Raw genomic sequence first — 23,241 nt, 5'->3', positions numbered from 1 at the left:
CCGCTTGCGATCAAGCGGTCGCTCTGCGCAGCAGCAGATAGCTGAGCGCGGCGTAGACGACGGCGAGGGCCAGCGCCCACAGCGAATATTGGAACGCGGTTTGGCTGGCGAGCCAGCTGCCGATTTGCGCCCATTTGTCGTATTTGGTAATGAGGGCGGAGGCCAGACCGCCGAGCCCGACCAGGACGACGAGCACGGTGAAGGTGATGAAATGCCCGAAACGGCGGTTGAAGAGACCGGTGAGCATGCCCATGTAATACATGTTGAGCACGAGCGCGAACGGGATGAGCAATTGCTGGTACCAAGAGCCGTCGTTCAAGTAAGGCAGGTCGAAGAAATGAAGGTTGGCGCCCCAGTGTCCGGTAGCCTTCTCGAGGGCCGCCATCGCCAGCATCAAGGCGGCGGTGACGATGCCCACGATGATAACCATCGCGGAGGTGCCGAGGAAGTAATCGCGGCGCCGAATGCCGAACCCGAGCATAAAAGGAAACGTCTGCGCGACGGCTACAATGCCCGTGACGAACAAGTAAATATAGAGCGAAGCCATGCCCCCTGTATACATCCCCTGTTCCTGCTCGATCGAGAGGCCGATGATGACGTTGACGACGAAACTCATGAGCATGATGGCCCAAGGCATATAAAACCATAGGCTGTACTCCCGCAGGTGCAGCGTCAATACGCGCATGGACCGATTCATCGGGCATTCCCCGCTTTCTGCTGTAGTTTGCCGTTCGTCAAATACACGACCAGCTGTTGGAGCGATACCGGCGCAAGCTCGAGACCCGCCGCTTCCGCCGCTCTGCGGTCTTCCGCGCCGCGCTCGCTCCAGACGACCGCGGTGCCGACGCTGCCGAGCGATTGACGGTCGAGCACTTGGCGTCCTTGGAGGAACGCATCCAGCTTGGCGGACGCGCCGGACACGGTGAACGCTTTGCCGCGCAGCTCTTCGGTATCTTCATCCAGCAGCAAGCGGCCTTGATCGATGACAAGCACGTGCTCGAGCATCTGGCTGACCTCGTCAATCAGATGCGTGGAGAGCACGACGGTGCGGGGATGCTCCGCATAGTCCTCCAGCAGCCGGTCGTAGAACAAGCTGCGGGCGACCGCGTCGAGACCAAGGTAAGGCTCGTCGAAAATCGTCAGCGGCGCGCGGCTCGCCAGACCAACGATGATGCCCACCGACGACAGCATCCCGCGTGATAGCTTCTTCACTTTCCGCTTCAGCGGCAAGCGGAAATCCGCCAGCAGCCGGCTCGCGAAGTCTGCGTCCCAGTTCGGAAAGAACAGCGCGGCGGCGCGGAACACGTCGCAGACCCGGTAATGGTCGGGGTACTTCTGGCTTTCCTTAATGAAGCAGATGCGGCTGAGCACACTGTCGTTCTCGTAAGGCGCTTCGCCGAAGACGGCGATCTCGCCGCTCGTCGGGAACGTCTGCGCGGTGAGCATGTGCATGATCGTCGTTTTGCCAGCGCCGTTGCGGCCGAGCAGGCCGTAGATTTTGTCGGCCTCGAGCGAGAAGCTGATGCCGGCGACGGCCGCCGTGCCGCCGTAGAGTTTGCTTAAATGCGTAACTTTGGCGATTGCGTTCATTTGGACTCCCCTCCCTTGCGAATCATGTCCGTAAGCTGATCCGTCGTAATTCCGAGCTTCGCTGCTTCTCTAACCATAGCGACGACATACTGCTCATAGAACTGCTCCTGGCGCTTCTCCACCAATACCGCCCGCGCGCCCTGCGCTACAAACATGCCGATCCCTCTCTTCTTGTAGAGTATGCCTTGATCAACAAGCAAATTGACGCCTTTCGCCGCCGTGGCGGGATTAATCTGATAGAACGCCGCGAACTGCGTCGTGGAAGGCACCTGCGTCTCCTCGCCGAGCGCGCCTGCAATGATGTCGTCTTCGATCCGTTCGGCAATCTGCACGAAGATCGGACGGTCTTCGTCCATGTGGATCCCCACAGCCTCACCACCCAACTGGTTAATTACTCATGTAACTAACTATACAAGTGATGAAGCGTCATGTCAACAAGAGAACCGCCCAAAAACCGTAAGCCTGTCCATGGGGAGAGCGAGAAGGCGAAGAAGGAGGAGCGGCGTTTAGGCCAACCTAAATAAGCACCGGACTTCAAGCCTGACCGCAAGATTCGACGCCGAGAAGCTTCTTCGAGCTGCTTCGTGATCAAATGGCGTCTTTTGGAACGACCTCTATTTAATGCGGGTTCCACAAGTCGGCATTTCAGCACCGAGAAGGTTGTGAGAAGGCGAAGAAGGAGGAGCGGCGTTTAGGCCAACCTAAATAAGCACCGGACTTCAAGCCTGACCGCAAGATTCGACGCCGAGAAGCTTCTTCGAGCTGCTTCGTGATCAAATGGCGTCTTTTGGAACGACCTCTATCGCAAAAATGCGAGCATAAGTTCTACTTTTGGGCGTGAATTTCGACTATACTAGGGAGAGAGACCGGTACGGAACGTAAGGAGAACGACGTATGAACGAACAATTGCACGATTATTTGGAAGATGAATATGAATCGGGGGAAGCGAGCGAATCGGCTGCGCCCACGTTATATAAACTGCCGCTCGGCGCGGTAGAGAAGCGGATTCCGAAAGCCCGGATGGCGCAGGATGCCGGAGCGATTCGCCATGCGGCCGACGACGCGGCTTTCTTCGAGCGGTTGGCGCTGCACGGCATCCGGTTGAACGAAGCGCAGGTGAGGGCGGTGCGCCACGATACGGGGCCGATGCTGACGCTGGCCGGCGCGGGCTCGGGCAAGACGAGCGTGCTCGTCTGCCGGACCGCCTACCTGCTGACGGTGCGGAGGGCGGACCCGCGCAGCCTGCTGCTCATGACGTTCTCGACGAAGGCGGCGGCCGAGATGCGCGAGCGCATCGCCCGTCTGCCCGGCGTCGGCGAGGAGGCGGCCCGCGCGGTAGAGGCGAGAACGTTCCATTCCTTCTTCCTCTACATGCTGCGCAGGCAGGGGATTCGGGAAGACGTATTCAGCGAGACGCGGCGCCAGCATATTTTGCTGAAACAAATGATGCGCGAGCTCGGCTTGCAGGATACGTATCAGCCGGAGACGCTGCTCGCGGTGCTGTCCTCGTACAAAATGAACCTGATCGCCGTCTCGGACATGCCGGAGAGCACGGACGCCGAGCGAGAGACGAAGGCGGTCTTGCTTCGCTATGAGGCGTGGAAGCAGGAGAACGGCAAAATCGACTTCGACGATATTTTGCTGCTCGCGTACGGGCTCCTTCAAGAGCGTCCGCAGCTGCTCCGATCGCTGCAGAGCCGGTTCCGCTACGTAATGGTGGACGAGTTCCAAGATACGAACTTCCTGCAGTACGAGCTGGTCAAGATGCTGGTCGCCCCGCATCGCAACCTGATGGTGGTCGGCGACGACGATCAGACGATCTATTCCTTCAACGGCGCGCGGAGCGAGTTCATCCTTCAATTCGAGCAGACGTATCCGGGCGCCAAGGTCGTCACGCTCGATATCAACTACCGCTCGACCTCGGCGATCGTGGGTCTGGGCAACGCGATTATTCAGCATAACAAAGCGCGCCGGGCAAAAACGCTGCAGGCGACGAAGCAGAGCGAGGACGTGCCGCGCTACATGACGCCGAAGTCGACCGACGACGAAGCGTCCAAGGTGCTCGCCTTCATTCAGGAAGAGGTCGCCGAAGGGCGGCGGCAGTACGGGGATTTCGCGGTGCTGTACCGCTCGGCGAGCAACAACCGCGCGATTATGGAGCAGCTGCTCCTGCAATCGGTGCCCTTCATCGAATACGGCGACGGGCAGCTGCTCTACGAGCATTGGATCATCAAGCCGGTCGTCGATCATCTGCGCCTGGCGCTGTACCGGCGGGATTTCGAGGCGATGGAAGGGATGCTGCCGACGCTCTATATCTCCCGCGACCGGGGGATGACGTTCATACGCGAGCAGGACGCGATCCGCGCCAAGAAGGGGCCGCTTATCCATCTGCTAAGCTGGCCGGAGCTGAAGGAGTACCAGAAGGACAAGATCAAGGACCGGCTGCTGCTGATCAAATCGCTGGCCGCGATGAAGCCGGCAGATGCCATCGTGCATATCCGGCGCAAGTTCTACGACGGGCATATGGAGACGGTGGAGCGGCAGAACGCCACGCAGCATAAGGAGATGCTCCGCGAGATGCTCGACGAGCTGGAGGCGTCGGCCAGCCGGTTCGACACGCTCGAGGCGTTCTTGGCTTTCATTAGCGACGTCATGGAGAAGAGCGAGGAGCACGACAACAAGAAGCGGGAGGAGCAGGGCGACCGGGTGGCGCTCATGACGATTCACCGCTCGAAGGGACTGGAGTTCCCGGTCGTGCTGCTGATCGGCGCATCCGAGGGCAGCCTGCCGCACAGCTCGTCGCTCGACGCCGACAAGATGAAGGACACCTTCACGAAGCTGAAGAGCGGCGGTCAGAAAGCAGAGGAAGCGCTCGAGGAAGAGCGGCGGCTCGCTTATGTAGCCGTCACGCGCGCGAAGGAGCAATTGATCATTAGCTCGCCGGCCTATTATCGGGGCAAGAAGGCGGCGGTATCGCGGTTCCTGCTGTCGGCGTTCGGCGTCACGGCGCCGCCGAAGCGGGAGAGCGACGAGCGCAGAAGCGGCGGCTATAGCGCGTCCGGCCGAGGCAATTGGGGCGAGGATCGCAAGGGCGGCTCCGGCGGGTATGCGCGCCGAGAAGAGAGCGCCGGCATTCGCCGGCAGGACGGCGTCGCGCCGTCCATGAGCTGGCAGCGCGCGAGCGGGCGTGAACCGGAACGCGCCGTGCTGCAGAAGGACGGGGGAGCAGGAAGGAAGATCACGGTCCCGGCATGGCTGTGCGCGAGTCCTACCTGCAAGGCATGGACGCGCATCATGACCCAGAAGGATGAAGGCGCGGCCAGCAAGTCTTGTCCGCTCTGTAAATCCCCGATGAAGAAGGGGACGCGCGAAGTGCCGGCCGACTAGCGTTCGAGGCCCGGTCGAAGCGAGGCGGATGCTCGATTATGTTCATAGAGGAGATGGATGCATGCTGGTGGAGGTAATCGCAACGAACATCGCGGACGTGCGCGCCGCGGGAGCCTACGGAGCCGACCGGATCGAATTGGTGACGGGCATTGCCGAAGGCGGGCTGACGCCAAGCCTCGGCTTGATCGAGGCGGCCGCAGCCGTATCGGCGATTCCGGTGCAGGTGATGGTGCGCCCGCACAGCCAATCGTTCCGCTACGACAGCTCGGACTTGGCCGTCATGCGGCGGGATATCGCGGCGATCCGGCAGGCGGGCGCCGCGGGCATCGTCTTGGGCGCGCTGGACGAGCATGGCGCCGTCGACGTGCCTGCGCTCGAGAGGCTGCTGGCGGCGGCGGGCGACCTTGACGTGACGTTCCACCGGGCTTTCGACGAGGCGGTCGATCAGCTCGCCGCGCTACGGACGCTCGCCGCCTATCCGCAGATTCGGCGGATCCTTACCTCCGGCGGGCCGAACCCGGCTCCTCAAGCGGTCGCTCAGCTGGCGGCGCTGGCCGAGGCCGCCGCGGATACGCATCTGCGCATCTTGGCCGGCTACGGCCTGTCGGCGGAGACGGTCGCGAACGTCGTGCAAGGCAGCGGCGTGCACGAGGTGCACTTCGGCTCTGCGGCCCGCGAGGACGGGAGCTTCGCTCGGCCGATCTCGCGCGAGCGAATTCAGGCGATCCGAGCGGCTATCGGGTAAGCCAGCACGCCATCACCCCGAGCCAGCGCGGCCCCAACTAACCAGAACGCAAAAGCATGGTTCCGTACGCGGGAACCATGCTTTTTTTGTGGTTCGGGAAATGAGGATCGATGGAGACTCGCGGGTAGAGGGCGAAGCCCTTTTGTTCCGTTGGCGTCGGCTTGAGGTCCCCAACAAGCAAAGAACCTTCAAGCTACCTCTTCGGCAAGCTTGAAGGTTCTAAAGGATCGTCCGGCCGTCAGGCGGCGCTACAGCGAAAGCTGGGCGACCGCTTCCCGTACCGGCGGGAAATACCCGATCGATACCGCGTAGTCGATCATGCGCTTAATGAACGCCTGGTCGATCCGCGGGCAGGCGATCGTCGTCTCCTCGAGGAAGGCCGATGTGTTGGCGCAATCGTAGACGAGCGGCGAATCCTGCGCGCCGTCTCCGCCCAGCTGGCTCATGGCGATGCGCAGGCCCTCGGGGTCTTTCGGAATGCTCGCGTCGAGCAGCCATTCGGTATAGGCTTGCATGCTCATCAGCTCCACCGGATAGCCGCAATCGCGGATCATTCGGACCAGATCCGCATACAAAATCTGATGCGGGTTCACGATATGGAACACTTGGCCATCGGTCTCCGGCATCAGCGCGAGGCGCGCGATCGCGGCGCTCGCGAAGTCGATCGGCGTGAAGTCGACGTGCCAGTCGGCCATCGGCGCCTTGCCTAGCAGCAGCATCGCTTTGATGAGCTGGTAGAACGCGTTGCTCTCGATATTGCGCTGGAACCGTCCCGTGCCGGAATGGCAGGTCAGGTTGCCCGGACGGTGAATCGTCACCGGAAGGCCGCGCTCTCCGGCCGCCAGGACGAGCTTCTCCGCCTCCAGCTTGCTGCTGGAGTAGACGTTGTCCACACGCAGGTCTGGGGACAGCTTATTCTCCGCCTCGACTTGTGCCCACTGGCCGGATAGCGCCAGCGACTCCGGCACGCTGATCGTCGACACGTAGTGGAAATGAATGCGATGCGGCGCGTCCAGCAGCTTCAGCAGCTCGATGGTCGAGGCGACGTTCGTGCGTTCGAACTTGCGCGCATCCCCGAAGTGGCGGACGTCGGCGGCCGCGTGAATAATCGCGTCGATCTGGCGCGGCAGCAGCCGCATCTCCACGGGCGACAGCCCTAACTCCGGCTGCTCGAGATCCGATTCGACTACGTGTACGCGGCCGTTCATGAGCCACAAGACGGACGGGCCGAAATACATCATCATGACTTCGTTCAGCCGTTCCGTCGCCGCTTGATGCGTGGCGCCCCGCACGAGGGCGATGATCGTCGTGTCCGAGGTGGTCAACAGATCGTAAAGAAGGTGCGAACCCAGATAACCGGTGGCCCCGGTGAGCAGAATGTTCTCCGGCACCGGCGCGGCCAACACCGAGCGCGGCGACAAGCCGGCATGATTCATCGGCAGCTCGCGAAGCCGCTCGTAAGATTGAACGCCGGTCTGCTGCGGCGCCGGCTGAGCCGCGCTCGCGCCGGATTGTTCGGCGTAAGCGGCAAGCGATGCCAGCGTCTCGTATTGGAACAGATCGCCGATCACGAGCTGCGGGAAATGCGGCTTCAGCTGCACCAGGACGTGAATGACGTCGAGCGAGTCTCCGCCGGCTTCAAAGAAATTCGTAGCAGGCTCGATGCGCTTCGCGCCGAGCACGCTGCGCCAAGCGTCGGCAATTCGGCTCTGCGTCGGCGTCAGGGCGACCTCAGCGCCCGCTTGTTCCGGCTCTTCCTCGGGAAGCGGGAAGCCCGCGAGCAGCTTGCGCTCGACTTTACCGCTTGGCGAGAGCGGCATAGCCGCGAGCTGGACGAACTTCTTCGGCACATAGTAAGGCGGAAGCGACTCATGCAGCAGCGCGGCAAGCTTGGCGGCGGCAAGCGGCTGTCCGTCCTTGGACGTATAGTAGCCGACGAGCATCGTCTGGCCGCTTGGCTCTTTGCGGGCGATAACCGCGGCGGTGTGCACCTCCGGGTGCTTGGCCATCGTATCCTCGATGGCTCCGATCTCGATGCGATGCCCGCGGATCTTCACTTGGGCGTCGCGGCGTCCCACGTACTCCAGCTGGCCGTCGGCGCGCAGCTTCACGATATCGCCGGAACGGTAGGCGACTTCGCCTTCGGCGAACGGATTGGCGACGAAGGCCGCGGCGGTTTTGTCCGGTTGGTTCAGATATCCCCGCGCGATGCCGACCGTGGAGATATAGAGCTCGCCGGGCACGCCGACCGGGCAGAGCGATTGATCGGGTCCGACCACGTAGACTTGATAGTTGCTGATCGGCGTGCCGATCGGAATGTGCGTGACGTCCTCGGCGACCGGTCCGTCGATCCGGTACATCGTCGCGCAGACGGTGCACTCGGTCGGGCCATACAGGTTATAGATGCCCACGTTCGGCGAGAGGCGGCGCTGCAGGATGCGCACCTGCTCCCCGTACAGCGCTTCGCCGGCCGTCATGATGCTGCGGATGGACGCGAGCCGCGCGAACCCTTCCTCCGATAGATGCGCGGCGACTTCGTTGAAGAATACCGTCGGCAGCACGATGATGACGGTCGACTGCGTACGCTCGACCGCATGGGCGAACGCCTCGACGGAGATCCGCTCTTCCGCGCCGAGCAGATAGAGGGCGGCGCCGTTAAGCAGCGCGCCGAACGTCTCCCACACGGAAGCGTCGAAGCTGAACGTGGCGAACTGGGTGAGGATATCCGCCTCGGTAATGGCGAACTCGCGTCCGATCATGGCGCCGAGATTGACGACGCCTTCGTGCGCGATGAGCACGCCCTTCGGCTTGCCCGTCGATCCGGACGTATAGATGACGTAAGCGAGATCCTCCGGCAGCACGCCCGCATCGACGTTGTCCGTCGCCAGCTGCGTCAATTCCCCGTTATCGATCGGCACAATCGCTTTCACGCTCGGCAGCGTCTCGCACAGCGCCCGGGCTTTGGACGCATAGCGCGCGTTCGTTAATACATAAGGAGAAGCGGTGTCGCCGATAATATAACGAATGCGATCCTCCGGATGTTCGGGATCGACCGGCACGTAGACGCCGCCGGCTTTGAGCACGCCGAGCAGGCTGATAATGGTAGACAGGCTGCGTTCCATGAAGATTGTCACGAACTCGCCTTTGCGAAGGCCGCTGTTCAGCAGCACGCGGGCGACTTGATTCGCGCGCTCATTCAGCGACGCGTACGTGTAACGCTCTTCATCGGTGAAGATTGCGGTACGCGGGCCGAACGCATCCGCCATCCGCTCGAACACCTGATGGATGGCCGCGCCGCGCGTATAATCAGCCGACGTCGCATTGAAGCGTTCGTACAGCGCGTGCTCTTCGGCAGGCAGCAAGTCGACCGATCCGATGACGGCGTGCGGAGCTTCGAGCGCGGCCAGGAGCAGACGATCGTACATGCCGATATACCGCTCGGCGGACTGCGGTGCCAGCAGCGATTGGTCATAACGGAAGACGATGCTCCACGCGGACGGCTCCACGCGCAGCTCCGCGCGGAGCATTTCATTCGATGGCGCAAGGGCCGGTGCGTGATTCGCGCTTACATGGAAGGTGGTCGCGAACGCGCGCGTCGCTTCCGGCGTTCCGCCTTGAATGCCTGCGGCGACGGTCTTGCAGAGCGAGTCGAACGTATGGCCTTCGCCGGCGAGATGGAGCGGCAGCGGCAGGAGCTCGCCATGCAGCGCGATACCCATGTTAAGTTCTTCTTCCCCGCCGGAAAGCCGGTACATCAGCGCGGCGTAGGCGGCGCTAGCCACGCATGCCAGGGCTTCGATCCCCTTGAACCGTTCGGCTGCGAGCGAGATCATCCGCTCGTTCGGAATATAAGCGGCTTCGGCATAGCGGTATTGCCTTGCTTGCGGCGGCATATCCAGCGGAATATTCAATACAGGCGCATCCTCCTGCGAGGTTGGCGCGGCAGCGGATGTTGGCATCATATCGAGTACTACTCCCTTTCTTATCATGAATCGCGTAAATCTCGGATAACGCAACAATCGCCGCCCTAACGGACGGCGATGTAGGCCGGTCGAACGGGATTAGCGTTTGACGCGGAAATGTTTGACGAGCGTATTCAAAGCCTCGGCCGAAGCGGAAAGCTGATTCGAAGATTGCATAATCGCTTCCGTATGCTGCTTCTGCTGGCCGACGGATTCCGCGATCTCGTCGGAGTTGGATGCCGTGGAACGGATATTGTTGTTCAATTCCTCGGCGGTTGCCGAAAGCTCTTCGGTGCCGGCAGACATCTGCTGCGCAGCCGTCGAGACGTCCTGGATTTGCGTCGATACTTTGCGGGACAGCTCCAGAATGTCGGTGAACAGGCGTCCTGTCTCGTTGGCCAGCGTTGCGCCTTGGCCGACGACGCTCGTGCCTTTGGCCATCGCGTCCGCCGTCTGGCGGATTTCTTCTTGAATCTCGTGCACGAGGCTCGAAATTTGGTCTACCGAACCGCGGGACTGCTCGGCCAGCTTGCGCACTTCGCCGGCTACGACCGCGAAGCCTTTGCCGTGCTCGCCGACGCGGGATGCTTCGATCGCGGCGTTAAGCGCAAGCAGGTTCGTTTGGTTGGCGATGCCGGTGATCAAGCCGAGAATGCTGCCGATTTGCTGGGAACGCTGATCGAGCAGTTGCACGGTCGCCGACGTCGAGGTCACGAATTCCGTGATCAACTGCATTTGCTGCGCCATGCTGCGCACGATGACGTCGCCTTCGGCCGACTTGCTCTCCACGTCCTGCGCATCGCTTGCCGCGCTGACGGAGCTGTGGGCGATCGTCTCGATCGCGTTGGCCATCTCGTCGATGGAACGGGAAGCGTCTTCGCTGGAACCGGATTGATGCTCCATGCTTGCCGCGATCAGACGAATGTTGGCGTTGATCGTATCGGCGTGCGTGTTGTTTTGCTCGGAAGCGTGGAACAGGTCTTTGGCGGAGTCCGCCAGGTGGTTCGACGTCTCTTGGACTTTCAGCATGGTCGTGTTCATATTGGAGACCATTTGGTTGAACTTCTCGTTGATGACGCCGAGGTCGTCTTTGCCCGTCTTGATCGTGATATCCAGATTGCCCGCGCTTACTTCCTCAATGCCGTGAATCAGATCGCGGATCGGGGACAGCGTGCGGCGAACGATCAGATATTGAATTGCGAGAATCAGCGCCAGGAAGAAGCCGAGCAGCGACAGTCCGAAGACAAGCAGCTTATGCAGGCCGTCCGGAATAGCGCTTGCGTCCGTATCGACGCCGAAGTACGAGAAGATCTCGCCGCTGTCGTTCATGATCGGATACAGAATGGTGACCCAGGTGCCGTAATCGTCGCTGTAGTATTTCGTGAGGACCGGCTCTTTGGTCTCCAGCATCTCTGCCACCGCGTCCGCATGAATCTGAGGCTGCTCGTACAGGTCGCCGATGCCAAGGCCGCCTTCCTTCAGCGGTTCGACCAGATGGGTCGGGACCGCGACGAGCGACGTTTGCGTGCCGCCCTCGAGCTCGCTGCCGAATACGTAAGCTTGCGCGATGCTCGGATTATAGCGGCTGATCGTATCCATGATGTCGCGCAGCTTTGCCTGTACTTCGCCGTCGTAGCTACCTTCGTCGATCGCCGCTTGCACGGTGACCGGATCGACTGCTTCCGCCCACTGCCCGGTGACGGTCTTAATCTGCGAGTGCAGCTGGTCGACGAGAATCTTTTTCTCCGTGTAGTAGCTCGCGACGATCAGGACCGATCCGATCAAGACGATATTGATTGAGGACAGCAGCAGGTTCTTCGTGAAGAATGAAAGCTTGCGAGATTTCTTTTGGTCTTTTTTCTTTGTTTCCTTCATCGATTCTTTCATCGATTCTTTCCCTCCATTAGTCCTAGATATATAGTTGATTTTCTATCGACCACCCTCGTGTTTCCCTTTATCAGCCTCGTTTCATATATCGGTTTGATATAACAAAAGCATTACAGTTTTCTATAATACTAATCTATTTATCGACATAATGCGCGTTTTTTTAAGACTTTTTTGGTGGTGAATAATACTAGAGTCCCGGGTTTGCCTCGATCTGGGGGGTGTGGAAGAGAATGTAACGCCGACTGCCCTCACGCCTCTCAGGGCGAAGAGCCATGCTGGACAAAATGCCGGATTTGCCTCGATTCCCTTATACCTTTTGTCTAATGAGTCGGTCCGATGCGGTGTGTAGTATGGAAGACATCCCGACATGAGGTCGAAGAAGACGTTCGAACGCTTCCGTTCCAAAGCGTATGCTTTCGAAGTGCGCTTCCGTTGGAAGGCGCTCGCGTCACCAAATATAACGGGAGGGGGGAGTTGCGGTGGCTATTTCGGCGTTGACGAGTGACATTCCGGAGATCGAGCTGACGGATATCAGCATGCGGTATTCGGCGGCTTCGGAGGTACTGGCGGTGCAGCAGGTAAGCCTTCGGATCGGCAAAGGCGAGTTCGTCTCGCTGCTGGGACCTTCCGGCTGCGGTAAAACGACGCTGCTGCGGCTCATGGCCGATCTGCTTCAGCCGACCGAAGGGACGGTCGCGGTGTCGGGCCAGACGGCGAGGGAAGCGAGGCTGGCGCGCAAATACGGCATCGTATTCCAAAGCCCGGTTCTCTACGATTGGCGTAAAGTCCGCCAGAACGTGATGCTTCCCTTGGAAATGACGGGCATGCCGAAGGCGGAGCGGAAGGCGCGGGCCGACGAGCTGCTGGAGCTGGTCGGGCTGTCGAAATTCGCGGACCAGTATCCGTGGCAGCTCTCCGGGGGGATGCAGCAGCGAGTGGCGATCGCGCGGGCGCTCTCGGTGGAACCGGAAATTCTGCTCATGGACGAACCGTTTTCGGCGCTGGACGAATTTTCGCGGGAACGGCTGAACGAGGAGCTGCTGGCGATCTGGAGCAAGGTCGGCAGCACGGTTATCTTCGTCACGCACAGCATCCCGGAGGCGGTGTTCCTCTCGGATCGGGTGTGCGTGCTCTCGCCGCATCCGGGGCGTTTGAGCGCGGTGGTGGATATCCCGCTGCCAAGGCCGCGTACGCGCGAGATGCGCGGGAGCGAGGAATTCTGGCGGCTCGTCGCGGATATTCGCGACAGCTTCGAAGAGGTGTAGCGGTATGAGAGCCATGTTGGCGGACAAGGGACGCAGCGCGCTGCCGCTCTTCGTCTGGCTGCTGAGCGGGATCGCATTGTGGGAGCTGGCGTCATGGGTGCTGCTGGAGGGACTGCGCGTGCCGCTGGCGCAGTCGAAGCTGCCGTATCTTCACCGCATTGCGCAGACGTTCGGCGAATATGGCGGGACGCTGTGGCGGGAAGGGCGGGCAACCCTCGGGAATGCGGGGGCCGGCTTCGCGCTGGGGGCGGCGGCCGGGGCAGGGCTGGCGCTGCTGATGAGTCTCTCCAGATGGATCGAGCGGTTGGCTTTCCCCTACGCGGTCGCCTCGCAAATGATTCCGATCCTCGGTCTCGCCCCGATTCTGTACGGCATCGTCCGCGACGAGGAGACGGCGCGGATCTTGATCGCCGGGTACATCACGTTCTTCCCCGTGGCGCTCGGCACGCTGCGCGGGCTGCGGAGCGTGCACCCCTCGATGCTGGAGCTGATGCACGGCTATGCTGCCGGTCCTGCGGCAATCTATTGGAAGCTGAGGCTGCCGGCGGCGCTGCCCGGCTTGTTCGCGGGCCTGAAGATCGCGGCTCCGCTCGCGGTGACCGGGGCGATACTCGTCGAGCTCATGGGCGCGCAGCACGGCGTCGGCGTCATCATGCTGCGCAATCTCTATTACGGACCGTCGCATGTGTACATGTTCTGGTCGACGGTCGTGCTGGGGGCGCTGCTCGGCCTGGCCGCTTACGGCACGATCAGCTTGGCAGAGCGGCTGCTTACGCCGTGGCAGCCGGAATTCCGGGCGAAGGGAGGCGGGCGCTGATGGAGAGCAAAGCGGCAAGTCAAACGGAGCTGGCCGATCCGGCATTGGAGCCGCCAGCGCTGCTCGGGCCGCGGACCGGCATTCCTGCGCGGACGTCTTCCGGGCGGAGAAGGAGCAGGCGGGGAATCGCGGCGGCAAGCGGCGGCGCCATGGCTGCGGCGTGGCGCTTGGCGCTGCCGCTGCTCGCCGGGCTGCTGACGCTTGCGGCGTGGCAGCTCGAGCTGTTCCATCGGACGTTCGGCCTGCGGACATACCAGCTGCCGCTGCCTTCCGCGATTGCCGCCGCGATGCGGGACAACGCGGCGCTGCTGCTCGATTATACGGCGTATACGCTCGGCGAAGCGGTGCTTGGTCTGCTCGCCGGGTCGGCGGCCGGCTTCGGGCTGGCGCTGGCGGCGACGGCTTGGCCCAAGTGGGGAGCGCCCGGCATCCTGCTGGCCGCCGCGCTGAACGCGGTGCCGATCGTGGCGCTCGCCCCGATCATGAACCTGTGGTTCGGCGGCGGCATCGGCTCCCGCGTGGCGATCGTGGCCATCGGCACGATGGCGGCCATGGCCATTCAGGCGCACAAAGGAATGCGCGCGGTTGATCCGCTGGCGCTCGATCTGCTGCATGGTTATGCCGCGAGCAAATGGGACGTCTTTCTGCGGCTTCGCATCCCCGCCAGCCTGCCGTACGTGGCGACGGCGATGAAGATCGGGACGACGGCCGGCATGATCGGGGCGATCGTCGGCGAGTTTTTCTTCTCCTCGAAGGGGCTTGGTTATCTGCTCTCCAACGCCATCAAAGTGGCCAAAATGCCGCTCGGCTGGTCGTGCATCGTCATTGCGGCGGTCGCGGGCATCTTGTTCTACCTCGTGACAGAGGCGCTGGAGCGCGTGCTGATCCGGTGGCACCCTTCAAGGCGCGGGTAGCGGAACGTCATGGATAGAGCTAGCATTTGCCAACAGGCGGCGGTTGTATGCATGCCTGCCCGACGGCTGCTGGACTACGTTGCCGATGACATCCGCGCTCGCCGCTCGCCAGAAGAGCGGCGCGGGTTTATATAGAAGTCTAGAATGCCGGTGTCAGAGTGACCGGAGGTCGCGTGTTCGACGCCGGACTTAGATGCCTGCCGGTCTGGTGGCCTGCGGGCTGCACGAGAAGCCTCATAAATAAGGAGAGGGTTAGCGATGGAGAAGACTTCGGGGAGAACGCGGCGCGGCGCCAAAGCGGGTGGCGTGCTGCTGTTGGCCGGCCTGCTGCTATCGGCATGCGGCGGCAACAATGAACCGGCCTCGGGCGGCTCGGGGAATGCGGGCGGCGAGGCAGCAGATCCGGTGAAGGTCAAGCTGCAGCTCAAGTGGGTGCCGCAGGCGCAGTTCGCCGGCTATTACGTCGCCGAGGACAAAGGGTATTACGAGGCCGAAGGGCTCGAAGTGGAAATCGTCCCGGGCGGGCCGGATATCGTGCCGGAGCAGCAAGTGGCGAATGGAGCGGCGGATATCGGCGTCGATTGGGTCGCGAGCCTGCTCGCCAGCCAGGAGGCCGGTCTGCCGATCGTCGAGATCGCGCAGATCTACCAGGAGAGCGGACTTGTGCTGGTCTCCAAGAAGTCGGCGGACATTCAATCCCCGGCGGACCTGGCCGGCAAGAAGGTCGGCAACTGGATGGGCGGCAACGAGTTCGAGCTGTTGGCCCTCTTCGACAAATACAAGCTGGACCCGAACAAGGATCTCTCCTTCGTCAAGCAGGGCTTCACGATGGACCAGTTCCTCGCCGGCGAGCTGGATGCCGCGTCGGCCATGACCTACAACGAATATCCGGTCGTGCTCGAGCAGGGGGTGCCGGCCAGCGAGCTGTCCATCATCGACATGAACGAAGAAGGCGTGGCGATGCTGGAGGATAATCTGTTCGCGAACAAGGATTGGCTCGCGGACAACAAGGAGACGGCGGCCAAATTCGTGCGCGCATCCTTGAAAGGGTGGAAGGACGCGATCGATAATCCCGAATCGGCGGTGGACAGCGTGATGAAGTCGGCGGAAGAAGGGTCGACGACGCGCGAGCACCAGGTGACGATGATGAAGGAGGTCGCCAAGCTGGTCGCGCCGGATGGCTTCGATCTGGCGAAGCTGGGCTACATCGACGAAGCGAAGTTCAAGCAGACCGCCGACATCGCTCTGCAGTTCGGCGTCATTAAGGAAGCGGCCGACCTGAGCGCCGCCTACACGAACGAGATCGTGGAGATGGCGGCCAAGTAGCGGCGTGGGATTCAATGATTAATCAGGCAGCGGCGCGCTCCCGGCACATCCCGCGAGCGGCCGCCGCTCTTCCGAAAGGAGCGTTGGCGTATGGATACGGTGCAGATTGGCTTGGTGCAGACCAAGCATGAGGTAAGCGGCGAAGAGCCGGTCGCGGCGCACAAGGCGGCCGCGATTGAGAAGACGATCGGACTCGTGCGCGAGGCGAAGGCGCGCGGCGCCCAGATCGTGGGCCTGCAAGAAATTTTCTACGGCCCGTATTTCTGCGCGGAGCAGACGAACAAGTGGTACGAGGCGGCCGAGGAGATCCCGAACGGTCCGACGACGAAGCTTTTTCAGGCGCTGGCGAAGGAATTGGGCGTGGTCATCGTGCTGCCGATTTACGAGCGCGAAGGCATCGCCGCTTATTACAACACGGCCGCCGTGATCGACGCGGACGGCGCGTATTTGGGCAAATACCGCAAGCACCACATTCCGCACGTCGGGGCGGGCGGGGGCGGCTGCGGATTTTGGGAGAAGTATTATTTTAAGCCGGGCAACCTGGGCTATCCGGTGTTCGATACCGCATACGCTAAAGTAGGCGTGTATATCTGCTACGACCGGCATTTTCCGGAAGGGGCGCGCATGCTCGGGCTGAACGGGGCGGAGATCGTGTTCAACCCGTCGGCGACGGTCGCAGGCACCTCGGAGTATCTGTGGAAGCTGGAGCAGCCGGCTCACGCGGTGGCCAACGGCTACTACGTGGCCGCGATCAACCGGGTCGGGTACGAGGCACCCTGGAACATGGGCGAATTCTACGGCCAGTCCTACCTGGTCGATCCGCGGGGAAGCTTCGTGGCGATCGGCAGCCGCGATCAGGACGAGGTCGTGGTCGGGGCGATGAATAAGCGGCTCATTCGCGAGGTTCGCGAAAGCTGGCAGTTCTACCGTGATCGGCGGCCGGAGACGTATCAAGAGTTATCGAAATTGTAGCGGATGCGGCGGATGGGCAAGGGCAGAAGAGCAAAGGCGGTCGGGCGAGCGTGGATCGTTCGGGGCGCCAGTCTCGCGAGCGTGCACAATCCGCGAGGCTCAGGCGGCGCGCTGCCGCCCGTGCCCATGCCGTCCGGTAGGAATGAACGAAAGGGGATGCTGCCATGGTGCTGACCGCGCAACCGGCGAAACTGCGCAATTGGATCGGCGGGGATTGGGTCGATTCGGTGGCGACGGTATATGAAGAAGTGTACAATCCCGCCACGGGCAAGGCGATCGCGCAGGTGCCGCTGTCGACGGCGGAGGAGCTCGATCTGGCGGTGCAGGCGGCGTCGCAGGCGTTCGCCTCGTGGCGGAAGGTAGCGGCTCCCCGCAGGGCCCGCTATCTGTTCCGGTATCAGCAGCTGCTGTCGGAGAACGCGGACGAACTCGCCCGGCTGATCACGACCGAGAACGGCAAGGGTCTGGAGGAGGCGCAGGGCGAGGTGCAGCGCGGCATCGAATGCGTCGAGTTCGCCGCCGGCGCGCCGACGCTGCTGATGGGCAGCCAGCTGCCGGATATCGCGACCGGGATCGAATCGGGCATGTACCGGTACCCGCTCGGCGTCGTCTGCGGCATCACGCCGTTTAATTTCCCGATGATGGTGCCGTGCTGGATGTTCCCGCTCGCGGTCGCCTGCGGCAACGCGTTCGTGCTCAAGCCGTCGGAGCGGACGCCGCTGCTGGTGAATCGGTTGGCGGAGCTGTTCGAGGCGGCGGGTTTCCCGCCCGGGGTGCTCAACGTCGTGCACGGCGCGCATGACGTCGTGAACGCGATGCTGCAGAATGAAGACGTGGAAGCGATTTCTTTCGTAGGCTCGCAGCCGATCGCCGAGTACGTCTACAAGACGGGGACGTCGCACGGCAAACGGGTGCAGGCGCTCGCGGGCGCGAAGAACCATTCCATCGTGCTGGCCGATGCCGATCTCGACAACGCGGTGCGCAATATCACGTCCGCCGCGTTCGGATCGGCGGGGGAACGCTGCATGGCGTGCGCGGTCGTCGCGGTCGTGGAGGAGGTCGCCGACGAGCTGGTGGCGCGGCTCGTCGAGGCGGCGGACGCGATCCGCATCGGCAACGGGCTCGACGAAGGCGTGTTCCTCGGGCCGGTCATTCGGGAGTCGAACAAGGCGCGGACGATCCGGTATATCGAGCAGGGCGTGGCGGAGCAGGCCGAGCTGGCGCGGGACGGCCGACGGGATGCGGCCGCTTCGGGGGACGGGTATTTCGTTGGGCCGACGATCTTTGACCGGGTGAAGCCGGGGATGGCGATCTGGAACGACGAAATTTTCGCGCCGGTGCTGGCGGTCGTGCGGGTGAAGGACTTGGCGGAGGCGATCGCGGTCGCCAATCGGTCCGAATTCGCCAACGGGGCTTGTCTCTACACGGATAGCGCGCGGGCGATCCGCATGTTCCGGGAGGAGATCGACGCGGGGATGCTCGGCGTCAATCTTGGGGTGCCGGCGCCGATGGCGTTTTTCCCGTTCTCGGGCTACAAGAAGTCGTTCTACGGCGATCTGCACGCGAACGGCCGCGACGGCGTCGAATTTTACACGCGCAAAAAAATGGTGACGGCCCGCTATTAACGGCGATGGAGAGGAGCTGATCCGCATGCTGGATCTGAACGGGATCGATACGCAGGAGATGAAGGAGAAGGATCGGCGGTATTTGTGGCACGGCATGTCGCCGTACAGCGAGCACGACCGCCCGATGATCGTCGCGAGCGCGCAGGGGGCGTGGATTACGGACAGCGAAGGGAACCGGTACTTGGACGCGATGTCCGGCCTCTGGTGCGTCAACGTCGGCTACGGCCGGCAGGAGCTGGCGGAAGCCGCCTACAAGCAGCTGTCGACGCTGCCGTATTATCCGCTGACGCAGAGCCATCTGCCCGCGATCGAGCTGGCGGAGAAGCTGAATGAGTGGCTGGAGGGCGACTACGTGATCTTCTTCTCCAACAGCGGTTCGGAGGCGAACGAGGTCGCGTTCAAAATCGCCCGCCAATACCAGCAGCAGATCGGCGCGCACAACCGGTTCAAGTTCATTTCGCGCTACCGCGCGTACCACGGCAGCTCGCTCGGCGCGCTGTCGGCGACGGGCCAGGCGCAGCGCAAATACAAGTACGAGCCGATGACGAGCGGCTTCCTGCATGTATCGCCGCCGGACAGCTACCGCCGTCCGGAGGGGATGAGCGTCGAGGCGTTCAACCGCCAATGCGCCGACGAGATCGAGCGGACGATCGTGTGGGAGGGCGCGGAATCGGTCGCCGGCGTCATCCTGGAGCCGGTCATTACCGGGGGCGGCGTCATCGTGCCGGAGCCGGCGTATATGACGCGGGTCGAGGAAATTTGCCGCCAGCACGGCGTGCTGCTCATCATCGACGAGGTCATCTGCGGCTTCGGGCGATCGGGACAGCGGTTCGGGCATCACAATTTCGGCGTGAAGCCGGACATCGTGACGATGGCGAAGGGGCTCACGAGCGGCTACCTGCCGTTGTCGGCGACCGCCGTGCGCAAGGACATCTATGAGGCGTTCAAGGATCCCGAGCTGTACGGCCATCTGCGTCATGTGAATACATTCGGCGGCAACCCGGCCGCGTGCGCGCTGGCGCTGGCGAATCTGCAGGTGATGGAGCGCGAAGGCCTTGTCGAGCGCAGCCGCGTGCTGGGCGAACGGCTGCGCGCCGAGTTCGACGAGCTGCTGGCGCATCCGCTCGTCGGCGACATCCGCAGCTTCGGCTTCCTGCTCGGCGTCGAGCTGGTCGCGGATCAGGCGACCAAGGCGCCGGCGGGCGCGGACATCGTCAAGCGCATTATCGGCGGCTGCAAGCGCGCCGGCCTTATCATCGGCAAGAACGGCGACACCGTCGCGGGCTTCAACAACGTGCTCACGTTCAGCCCGCCGCTGTCGTGCACGGACGAGGACGTGGATTTTATCGTGCAGACATTCAAGCAGGTAATGGGAGAAGTTGCGGAGTAAGGCGGTGGAGGGGATAGGTCGGCGCCAATAGTGACGTGAGAGTCGCGATTGGCCGGTCGCAGTGCCGCGACCCGGCACAGACCGGCGAGCCCAGGGCTGTCTCGGCCCCGGCTCGCCATGTCTCGCGGATTACCCGCGCGCCACCTTGCGCACGGCCGCGGGAGAGGCGGCCGGGCGAAGCTTATCCGGATAGAGCATTTGGTAAGCGCGCAGGGCGACCTGGATCGCGATCCGGTTCTCCGGCGCCATGTAATGGTCGCCGAGCAGCTCGGCGATTTTCTCCAGCCGGTAGTAGAGCGACTGCCGGACGATGAACAGCCGCTGGGCAGCCAGCTGCTTCGAGCCGTCGTGATCGAGATACACGTTGAGCGTATGCAGCAGCTCGCTGCCCTTGCTTTGATCGTGGTCGATCAGCGGTCCCAGGTTGCCGCGCACGAACTGCTGCAGCGTCGAGCCGTCGTTCAGCCGCAGCAGCAGCTGGAATACCCCGAGCTCCTCATAGAAGACGATCTGCTGCTGGCAGGACGCGTGCAGCGCCAGCGCCTGCACCGCTTCCTGGTAGCTGCGGCTTGCCAGCGCGAGCTGCTCGCAGGCTCCGCCGATGCCGGCGACGAGCTTCAAGTCCTTCAGCTTCTCGTCGGCGTGCAGATCGCCGAGCGAGTCGAGCGCCTGGCGGATCCGGATTTTGGCCGGGAGCTTCGACTTCAGATCGAAGGCGAGAATGACGAGCCGGTTGTTCTTCATCGTCAGAAGCGGCCGGAAAGCGTGCCGCTCGAAGGCGGAGCGGAGCAGCAGCGACAGGTGCAGCCGGATCGACTCCCATTCCTGCTCGTTCATGCCGAGCTCCTCGTCGTACAAATTGTCGATCTCGATCAAACACGCGTGGAACCTGGATTCGCTCAGCTTTTTGTAATCGAGCCCGACCAGTATTCGAAGCTGTTTCTCGTCGCTCAGCTCGCCGCCGAGCAGCTCCGCGATCCACCGGTTCTCGGCGAACAGCTTGCGTTCCTCCATGTACCGGGTGCGCAGCAGCTCCTGCGCGATGGAGAGGGCAGCCGAGTCGAGCAGCAAATAATCGAATTCCCCCGGCTGCCGCGGACAGATCATGAGCAGCGACGCCCAAGTCTGATCAAGCGCGCCGATAGGCTTCAGCACCCAGTGCCGGCCATCGTGCTCCTCGACCAACGGGGCGCTGTCCGGCTTGATGCCCGCCGTCTCCGAAGCACGGGCCGCCGTCCGCTCCAGCAGCGACGCTTGTTCCTCCGGCCGCAAGGGCGGGAAGCAGGTCGGCTTGCCGGCCAACGGCCGGTAGACGAGCTGCGCGCCGGTGCTTTGGTAGAGCAGCTTCAGCACGTTGAGGGTGCCTTGCGAGGTCAGCGTCAGCCGATGGAACGCCCGGGACAGTCTCTCCAGCTCCTGGAGCATGAGGTGATGGCGGTTGATGATGGCGGAATGGAGGTCCTGCGTAATATCGACGTAGCGCACGGTGCGCGGGAAGACGATGAGCGGAAAACCGTGCCGATCGGCGAGCTCCTTCAGCTCGCGCGGCGCTTCCGGGAACTTCGGCCCGAGCTCGATGCACAGACAGGCGGCTTTGCGCCCGATCAATCCGCGCATGAAGGCGAGCGGAGAGTCGGCTTTCTCCGCGAATCCCATGCCGGTCGTCAAAATCATTTCTTCTCCGTGGATGAGCGTCTCGAAGTTCGTAATTTCGAGAATGTGCACCCAGCGTATCCGCCGATGCAGGCCGGCGGCGCCCGCCACGAGCCGCGCCCCTTCGAATAGCGGCCGTTTCAGCGCATCTCCGACCGTTAAGCTGCGTTCCGTCTCCATAATGCAATCCCTCGCTTTCCGCAATTTGATGGCAGAAAAGATACGGCTCCCTTTTGACAGGATGTCTAGTGAATCCGAATCGGATCCTCGGTATAGTTGGTTATGTTATATAATTTAACACAAATGAAGCGAAAAACATGTCGAATTAGCGTAGTTAAGAAAAAATACCGAAATAGCAGCTTGATTTATCTGAAAAATTCAAATTAAATGTTATATTATCTTACACAAAAGGATGAGGGAGGCGCTAAGATGCCCTTAACCGTTAATTCGGAACGCATTGCGGCCCGCATCGATCGACTGGCCCAAATCGGCAAAATCAGCGAAACCGGCGTTTGCCGCCTGGCGCTATCGAACGAGGATTTGGAAGCGGTGCTCGTCGTGAAAGGGTGGATGGAGGAAGCGGGTCTTACGGCGCGCATCGACGCGTTCGGCAATTTGATCGGCCGGCTGGAAGGCGCCGATCCGAATGCGCCGGCCGTCATGATGGGCTCGCATATCGACACGCAGCCGTATGCGGGACGCTTCGACGGCATCATCGGGGTCATCGGCGCGATCGAAGCGGTGCAGACGATGCGGGAGCAGGGCATCGCGCCCGCCGTGCCGATCGAGGTCGTCTCGTTCTGCGACGAGGAGGGCTGCCGGTTCAACAAAGGCTTGTTCGGCGTCCGGGGGCTGCTCGGCCAGCTGGAAGACGGCGAGCTCGAGCGGGTCGACAAAGACGGCGTGACCCGGCTGCAGGCGCTCCTCGCGTTCGGCGGCGATCCAGCCCGATTCGCGGAGTCGGTCTATCCGCCGGGCAGGGTCGGCTCCTTCCTGGAGCTGCACATCGAGCAGGGGCCGGTGCTGGAGTCGCTGAACAGCCCCGTCGGTCTCGTGACCGGCATATCCGGGCCGCTCTGGTGGACGATCGACCTCTATGGTTTCGCGGGCCACGCAGGCTCGGTCCCCATGACGCTGCGGAGGGACGCGCTGGCGGGGGCGGCGAGAATCATCACCGGGCTGCAAGCGATCGCCGGCCGCGATCCGGGTGCCCCGACAGTCGGCACGGTCGGATCGCTGCAGGTGTTCCCGGATTCGCGGAACATCATTCCGGAGCATGTCCGGTTCACGGTCGATCTGCGGGATATCGATCTTGCCCGGCGCGACCGGCTGGAGGCGGAGCTGCGCGCCTTGATCGACGAAGCGGCGACCGCGAACGGCTTGACGTATGCGATCCGCGAGGACACGAACAGCGAGCCGCGGTACTGCGCGGAGCGGATCAAGGACGCGATCCGCGCGTCGGCGGCTGATCTCGGCGTGGCGCTGCCCGAGCTGATGAGCGGCCCGTTCCACGATTCGCTGGCCATGTCGCGATACTGCGAGTACGGGATGATTTTCGTCCGGTGCAAGGACGGCATCAGCCACAACCCGAAGGAATTCTCGACGCAGGCGGACATCGCGCTCGGCTGCGAGCTGCTGTACCGGACGGCGCTGTCGCTGTGCGCGGCGGGCGCCCCCGCGCCGGCGGAGCCGGCATAGGGCATGCCGC

At 62.4% G+C, this 23,241-nt stretch carries 16 protein-coding genes; 10 read left to right on the top strand and 6 right to left on the bottom strand.

Annotated features, from left to right (window positions below):
* Positions 1 to 10: 10 nt before the first annotated feature.
* Genes ACFSKT_RS29250 through ACFSKT_RS29240 form a run of 3 tightly spaced genes read right to left on the bottom strand, consistent with a single transcriptional unit; the run spans position 11 to position 1,946 of the window.
* Positions 11 to 697, bottom strand: a complete 687-nt coding sequence (locus ACFSKT_RS29250) for a hypothetical protein (RefSeq protein ID WP_377719280.1) — start codon at positions 695 to 697, stop codon at positions 11 to 13.
* Positions 694 to 1,590: an ABC transporter ATP-binding protein gene (locus tag ACFSKT_RS29245; protein WP_377719279.1), complete on the bottom strand. Its 897-nt coding sequence runs from the start codon at positions 1,588 to 1,590 to the stop codon at positions 694 to 696. Before ACFSKT_RS29245 ends, ACFSKT_RS29250 begins: the two co-directional genes overlap by 4 nt.
* Entirely contained in the window at positions 1,587 to 1,946 is a 360-nt protein-coding gene (locus ACFSKT_RS29240) for a GntR family transcriptional regulator (protein WP_377719421.1), read from the bottom strand. The genes ACFSKT_RS29245 and ACFSKT_RS29240 overlap by 4 nt, the downstream gene beginning before the upstream one ends.
* A 538-nt stretch (positions 1,947 to 2,484) precedes the next feature.
* Between ACFSKT_RS29240 and ACFSKT_RS29235 the strand changes: the two genes are divergently transcribed.
* Positions 2,485 to 4,977 (top strand): UvrD-helicase domain-containing protein, encoded by a 2,493-nt coding sequence (locus tag ACFSKT_RS29235; protein ID WP_377719278.1) that lies wholly within the window; start codon positions 2,485 to 2,487, stop codon positions 4,975 to 4,977.
* Between the two features lie 61 nt (positions 4,978 to 5,038).
* Positions 5,039 to 5,722, top strand: a complete 684-nt coding sequence (locus tag ACFSKT_RS29230; RefSeq protein ID WP_377719277.1) for a copper homeostasis protein CutC — start codon at positions 5,039 to 5,041, stop codon at positions 5,720 to 5,722.
* A 248-nt stretch (positions 5,723 to 5,970) separates the two neighbouring features.
* Here ACFSKT_RS29230 and ACFSKT_RS29225 read toward each other — a convergent pair whose 3' ends face one another.
* A complete protein-coding gene (locus ACFSKT_RS29225; protein ID WP_377719276.1) occupies positions 5,971 to 9,684 on the bottom strand; it encodes a non-ribosomal peptide synthetase in 3,714 nt (1,237 codons plus the stop codon).
* 99 nt (positions 9,685 to 9,783) lie between these two features.
* Positions 9,784 to 11,571 (bottom strand): methyl-accepting chemotaxis protein, encoded by a 1,788-nt coding sequence (locus tag ACFSKT_RS29220; protein ID WP_377719275.1) that lies wholly within the window; start codon positions 11,569 to 11,571, stop codon positions 9,784 to 9,786.
* A gap of 479 nt (positions 11,572 to 12,050) precedes the next feature.
* Between ACFSKT_RS29220 and ACFSKT_RS29215 the strand changes: the two genes are divergently transcribed.
* The 7 genes from ACFSKT_RS29215 to ACFSKT_RS29185 all read left to right on the top strand — a co-directional run bounded on the left by ACFSKT_RS29215 (position 12,051) and on the right by ACFSKT_RS29185 (position 19,880).
* A complete protein-coding gene (locus ACFSKT_RS29215; protein WP_377719274.1) occupies positions 12,051 to 12,836 on the top strand; it encodes an ABC transporter ATP-binding protein in 786 nt (261 codons plus the stop codon).
* A gap of 4 nt (positions 12,837 to 12,840) precedes the next feature.
* Entirely contained in the window at positions 12,841 to 13,653 is an 813-nt protein-coding gene (locus tag ACFSKT_RS29210; RefSeq protein WP_377719273.1) for an ABC transporter permease, read from the top strand.
* Positions 13,653 to 14,567 (top strand): ABC transporter permease, encoded by a 915-nt coding sequence (locus tag ACFSKT_RS29205; protein WP_377719272.1) that lies wholly within the window; start codon positions 13,653 to 13,655, stop codon positions 14,565 to 14,567. The genes ACFSKT_RS29210 and ACFSKT_RS29205 overlap by 1 nt, the downstream gene beginning before the upstream one ends.
* Positions 14,568 to 14,825: 258 nt before the next feature.
* Positions 14,826 to 15,893 carry an ABC transporter substrate-binding protein gene (locus tag ACFSKT_RS29200; protein WP_377719271.1) on the top strand — a complete coding sequence of 356 codons (1,068 nt, stop codon included), beginning with the start codon at positions 14,826 to 14,828 and terminating at the stop codon, positions 15,891 to 15,893.
* Positions 15,894 to 15,983: 90 nt separating this feature from the next.
* The gene (locus ACFSKT_RS29195; protein ID WP_377719270.1) at positions 15,984 to 16,865 is read left to right on the top strand and encodes a nitrilase-related carbon-nitrogen hydrolase; all 882 of its coding nucleotides are present in this window, start codon (positions 15,984 to 15,986) and stop codon (positions 16,863 to 16,865) included.
* Positions 16,866 to 17,029: 164 nt separating this feature from the next.
* Positions 17,030 to 18,490, top strand: a complete 1,461-nt coding sequence (locus ACFSKT_RS29190; RefSeq protein ID WP_377719269.1) for a CoA-acylating methylmalonate-semialdehyde dehydrogenase — start codon at positions 17,030 to 17,032, stop codon at positions 18,488 to 18,490.
* A 25-nt stretch (positions 18,491 to 18,515) separates the two neighbouring features.
* The gene (locus ACFSKT_RS29185) at positions 18,516 to 19,880 is read left to right on the top strand and encodes an aspartate aminotransferase family protein (RefSeq protein WP_377719268.1); all 1,365 of its coding nucleotides are present in this window, start codon (positions 18,516 to 18,518) and stop codon (positions 19,878 to 19,880) included.
* Positions 19,881 to 20,009: 129 nt separating this feature from the next.
* Here ACFSKT_RS29185 and ACFSKT_RS29180 read toward each other — a convergent pair whose 3' ends face one another.
* Positions 20,010 to 21,713: a PucR family transcriptional regulator gene (locus ACFSKT_RS29180; RefSeq protein ID WP_377719267.1), complete on the bottom strand. Its 1,704-nt coding sequence runs from the start codon at positions 21,711 to 21,713 to the stop codon at positions 20,010 to 20,012.
* Positions 21,714 to 21,962: 249 nt separating this feature from the next.
* Here ACFSKT_RS29180 and ACFSKT_RS29175 point away from each other — a divergent pair, with 249 nt between their 5' ends.
* Positions 21,963 to 23,231, top strand: a complete 1,269-nt coding sequence (locus ACFSKT_RS29175) for a M20 family metallo-hydrolase (protein WP_377719266.1) — start codon at positions 21,963 to 21,965, stop codon at positions 23,229 to 23,231.
* Positions 23,232 to 23,241 lie beyond the last annotated feature (10 nt).

Origin of the sequence: Paenibacillus xanthanilyticus (assembly GCF_042682185.1) — a bacterium.
Classification (GTDB): domain Bacteria; phylum Bacillota; class Bacilli; order Paenibacillales; family Paenibacillaceae; genus Paenibacillus_Z; species Paenibacillus_Z xanthanilyticus.
This window is presented reverse-complemented; position numbering and strand designations above follow the sequence as displayed.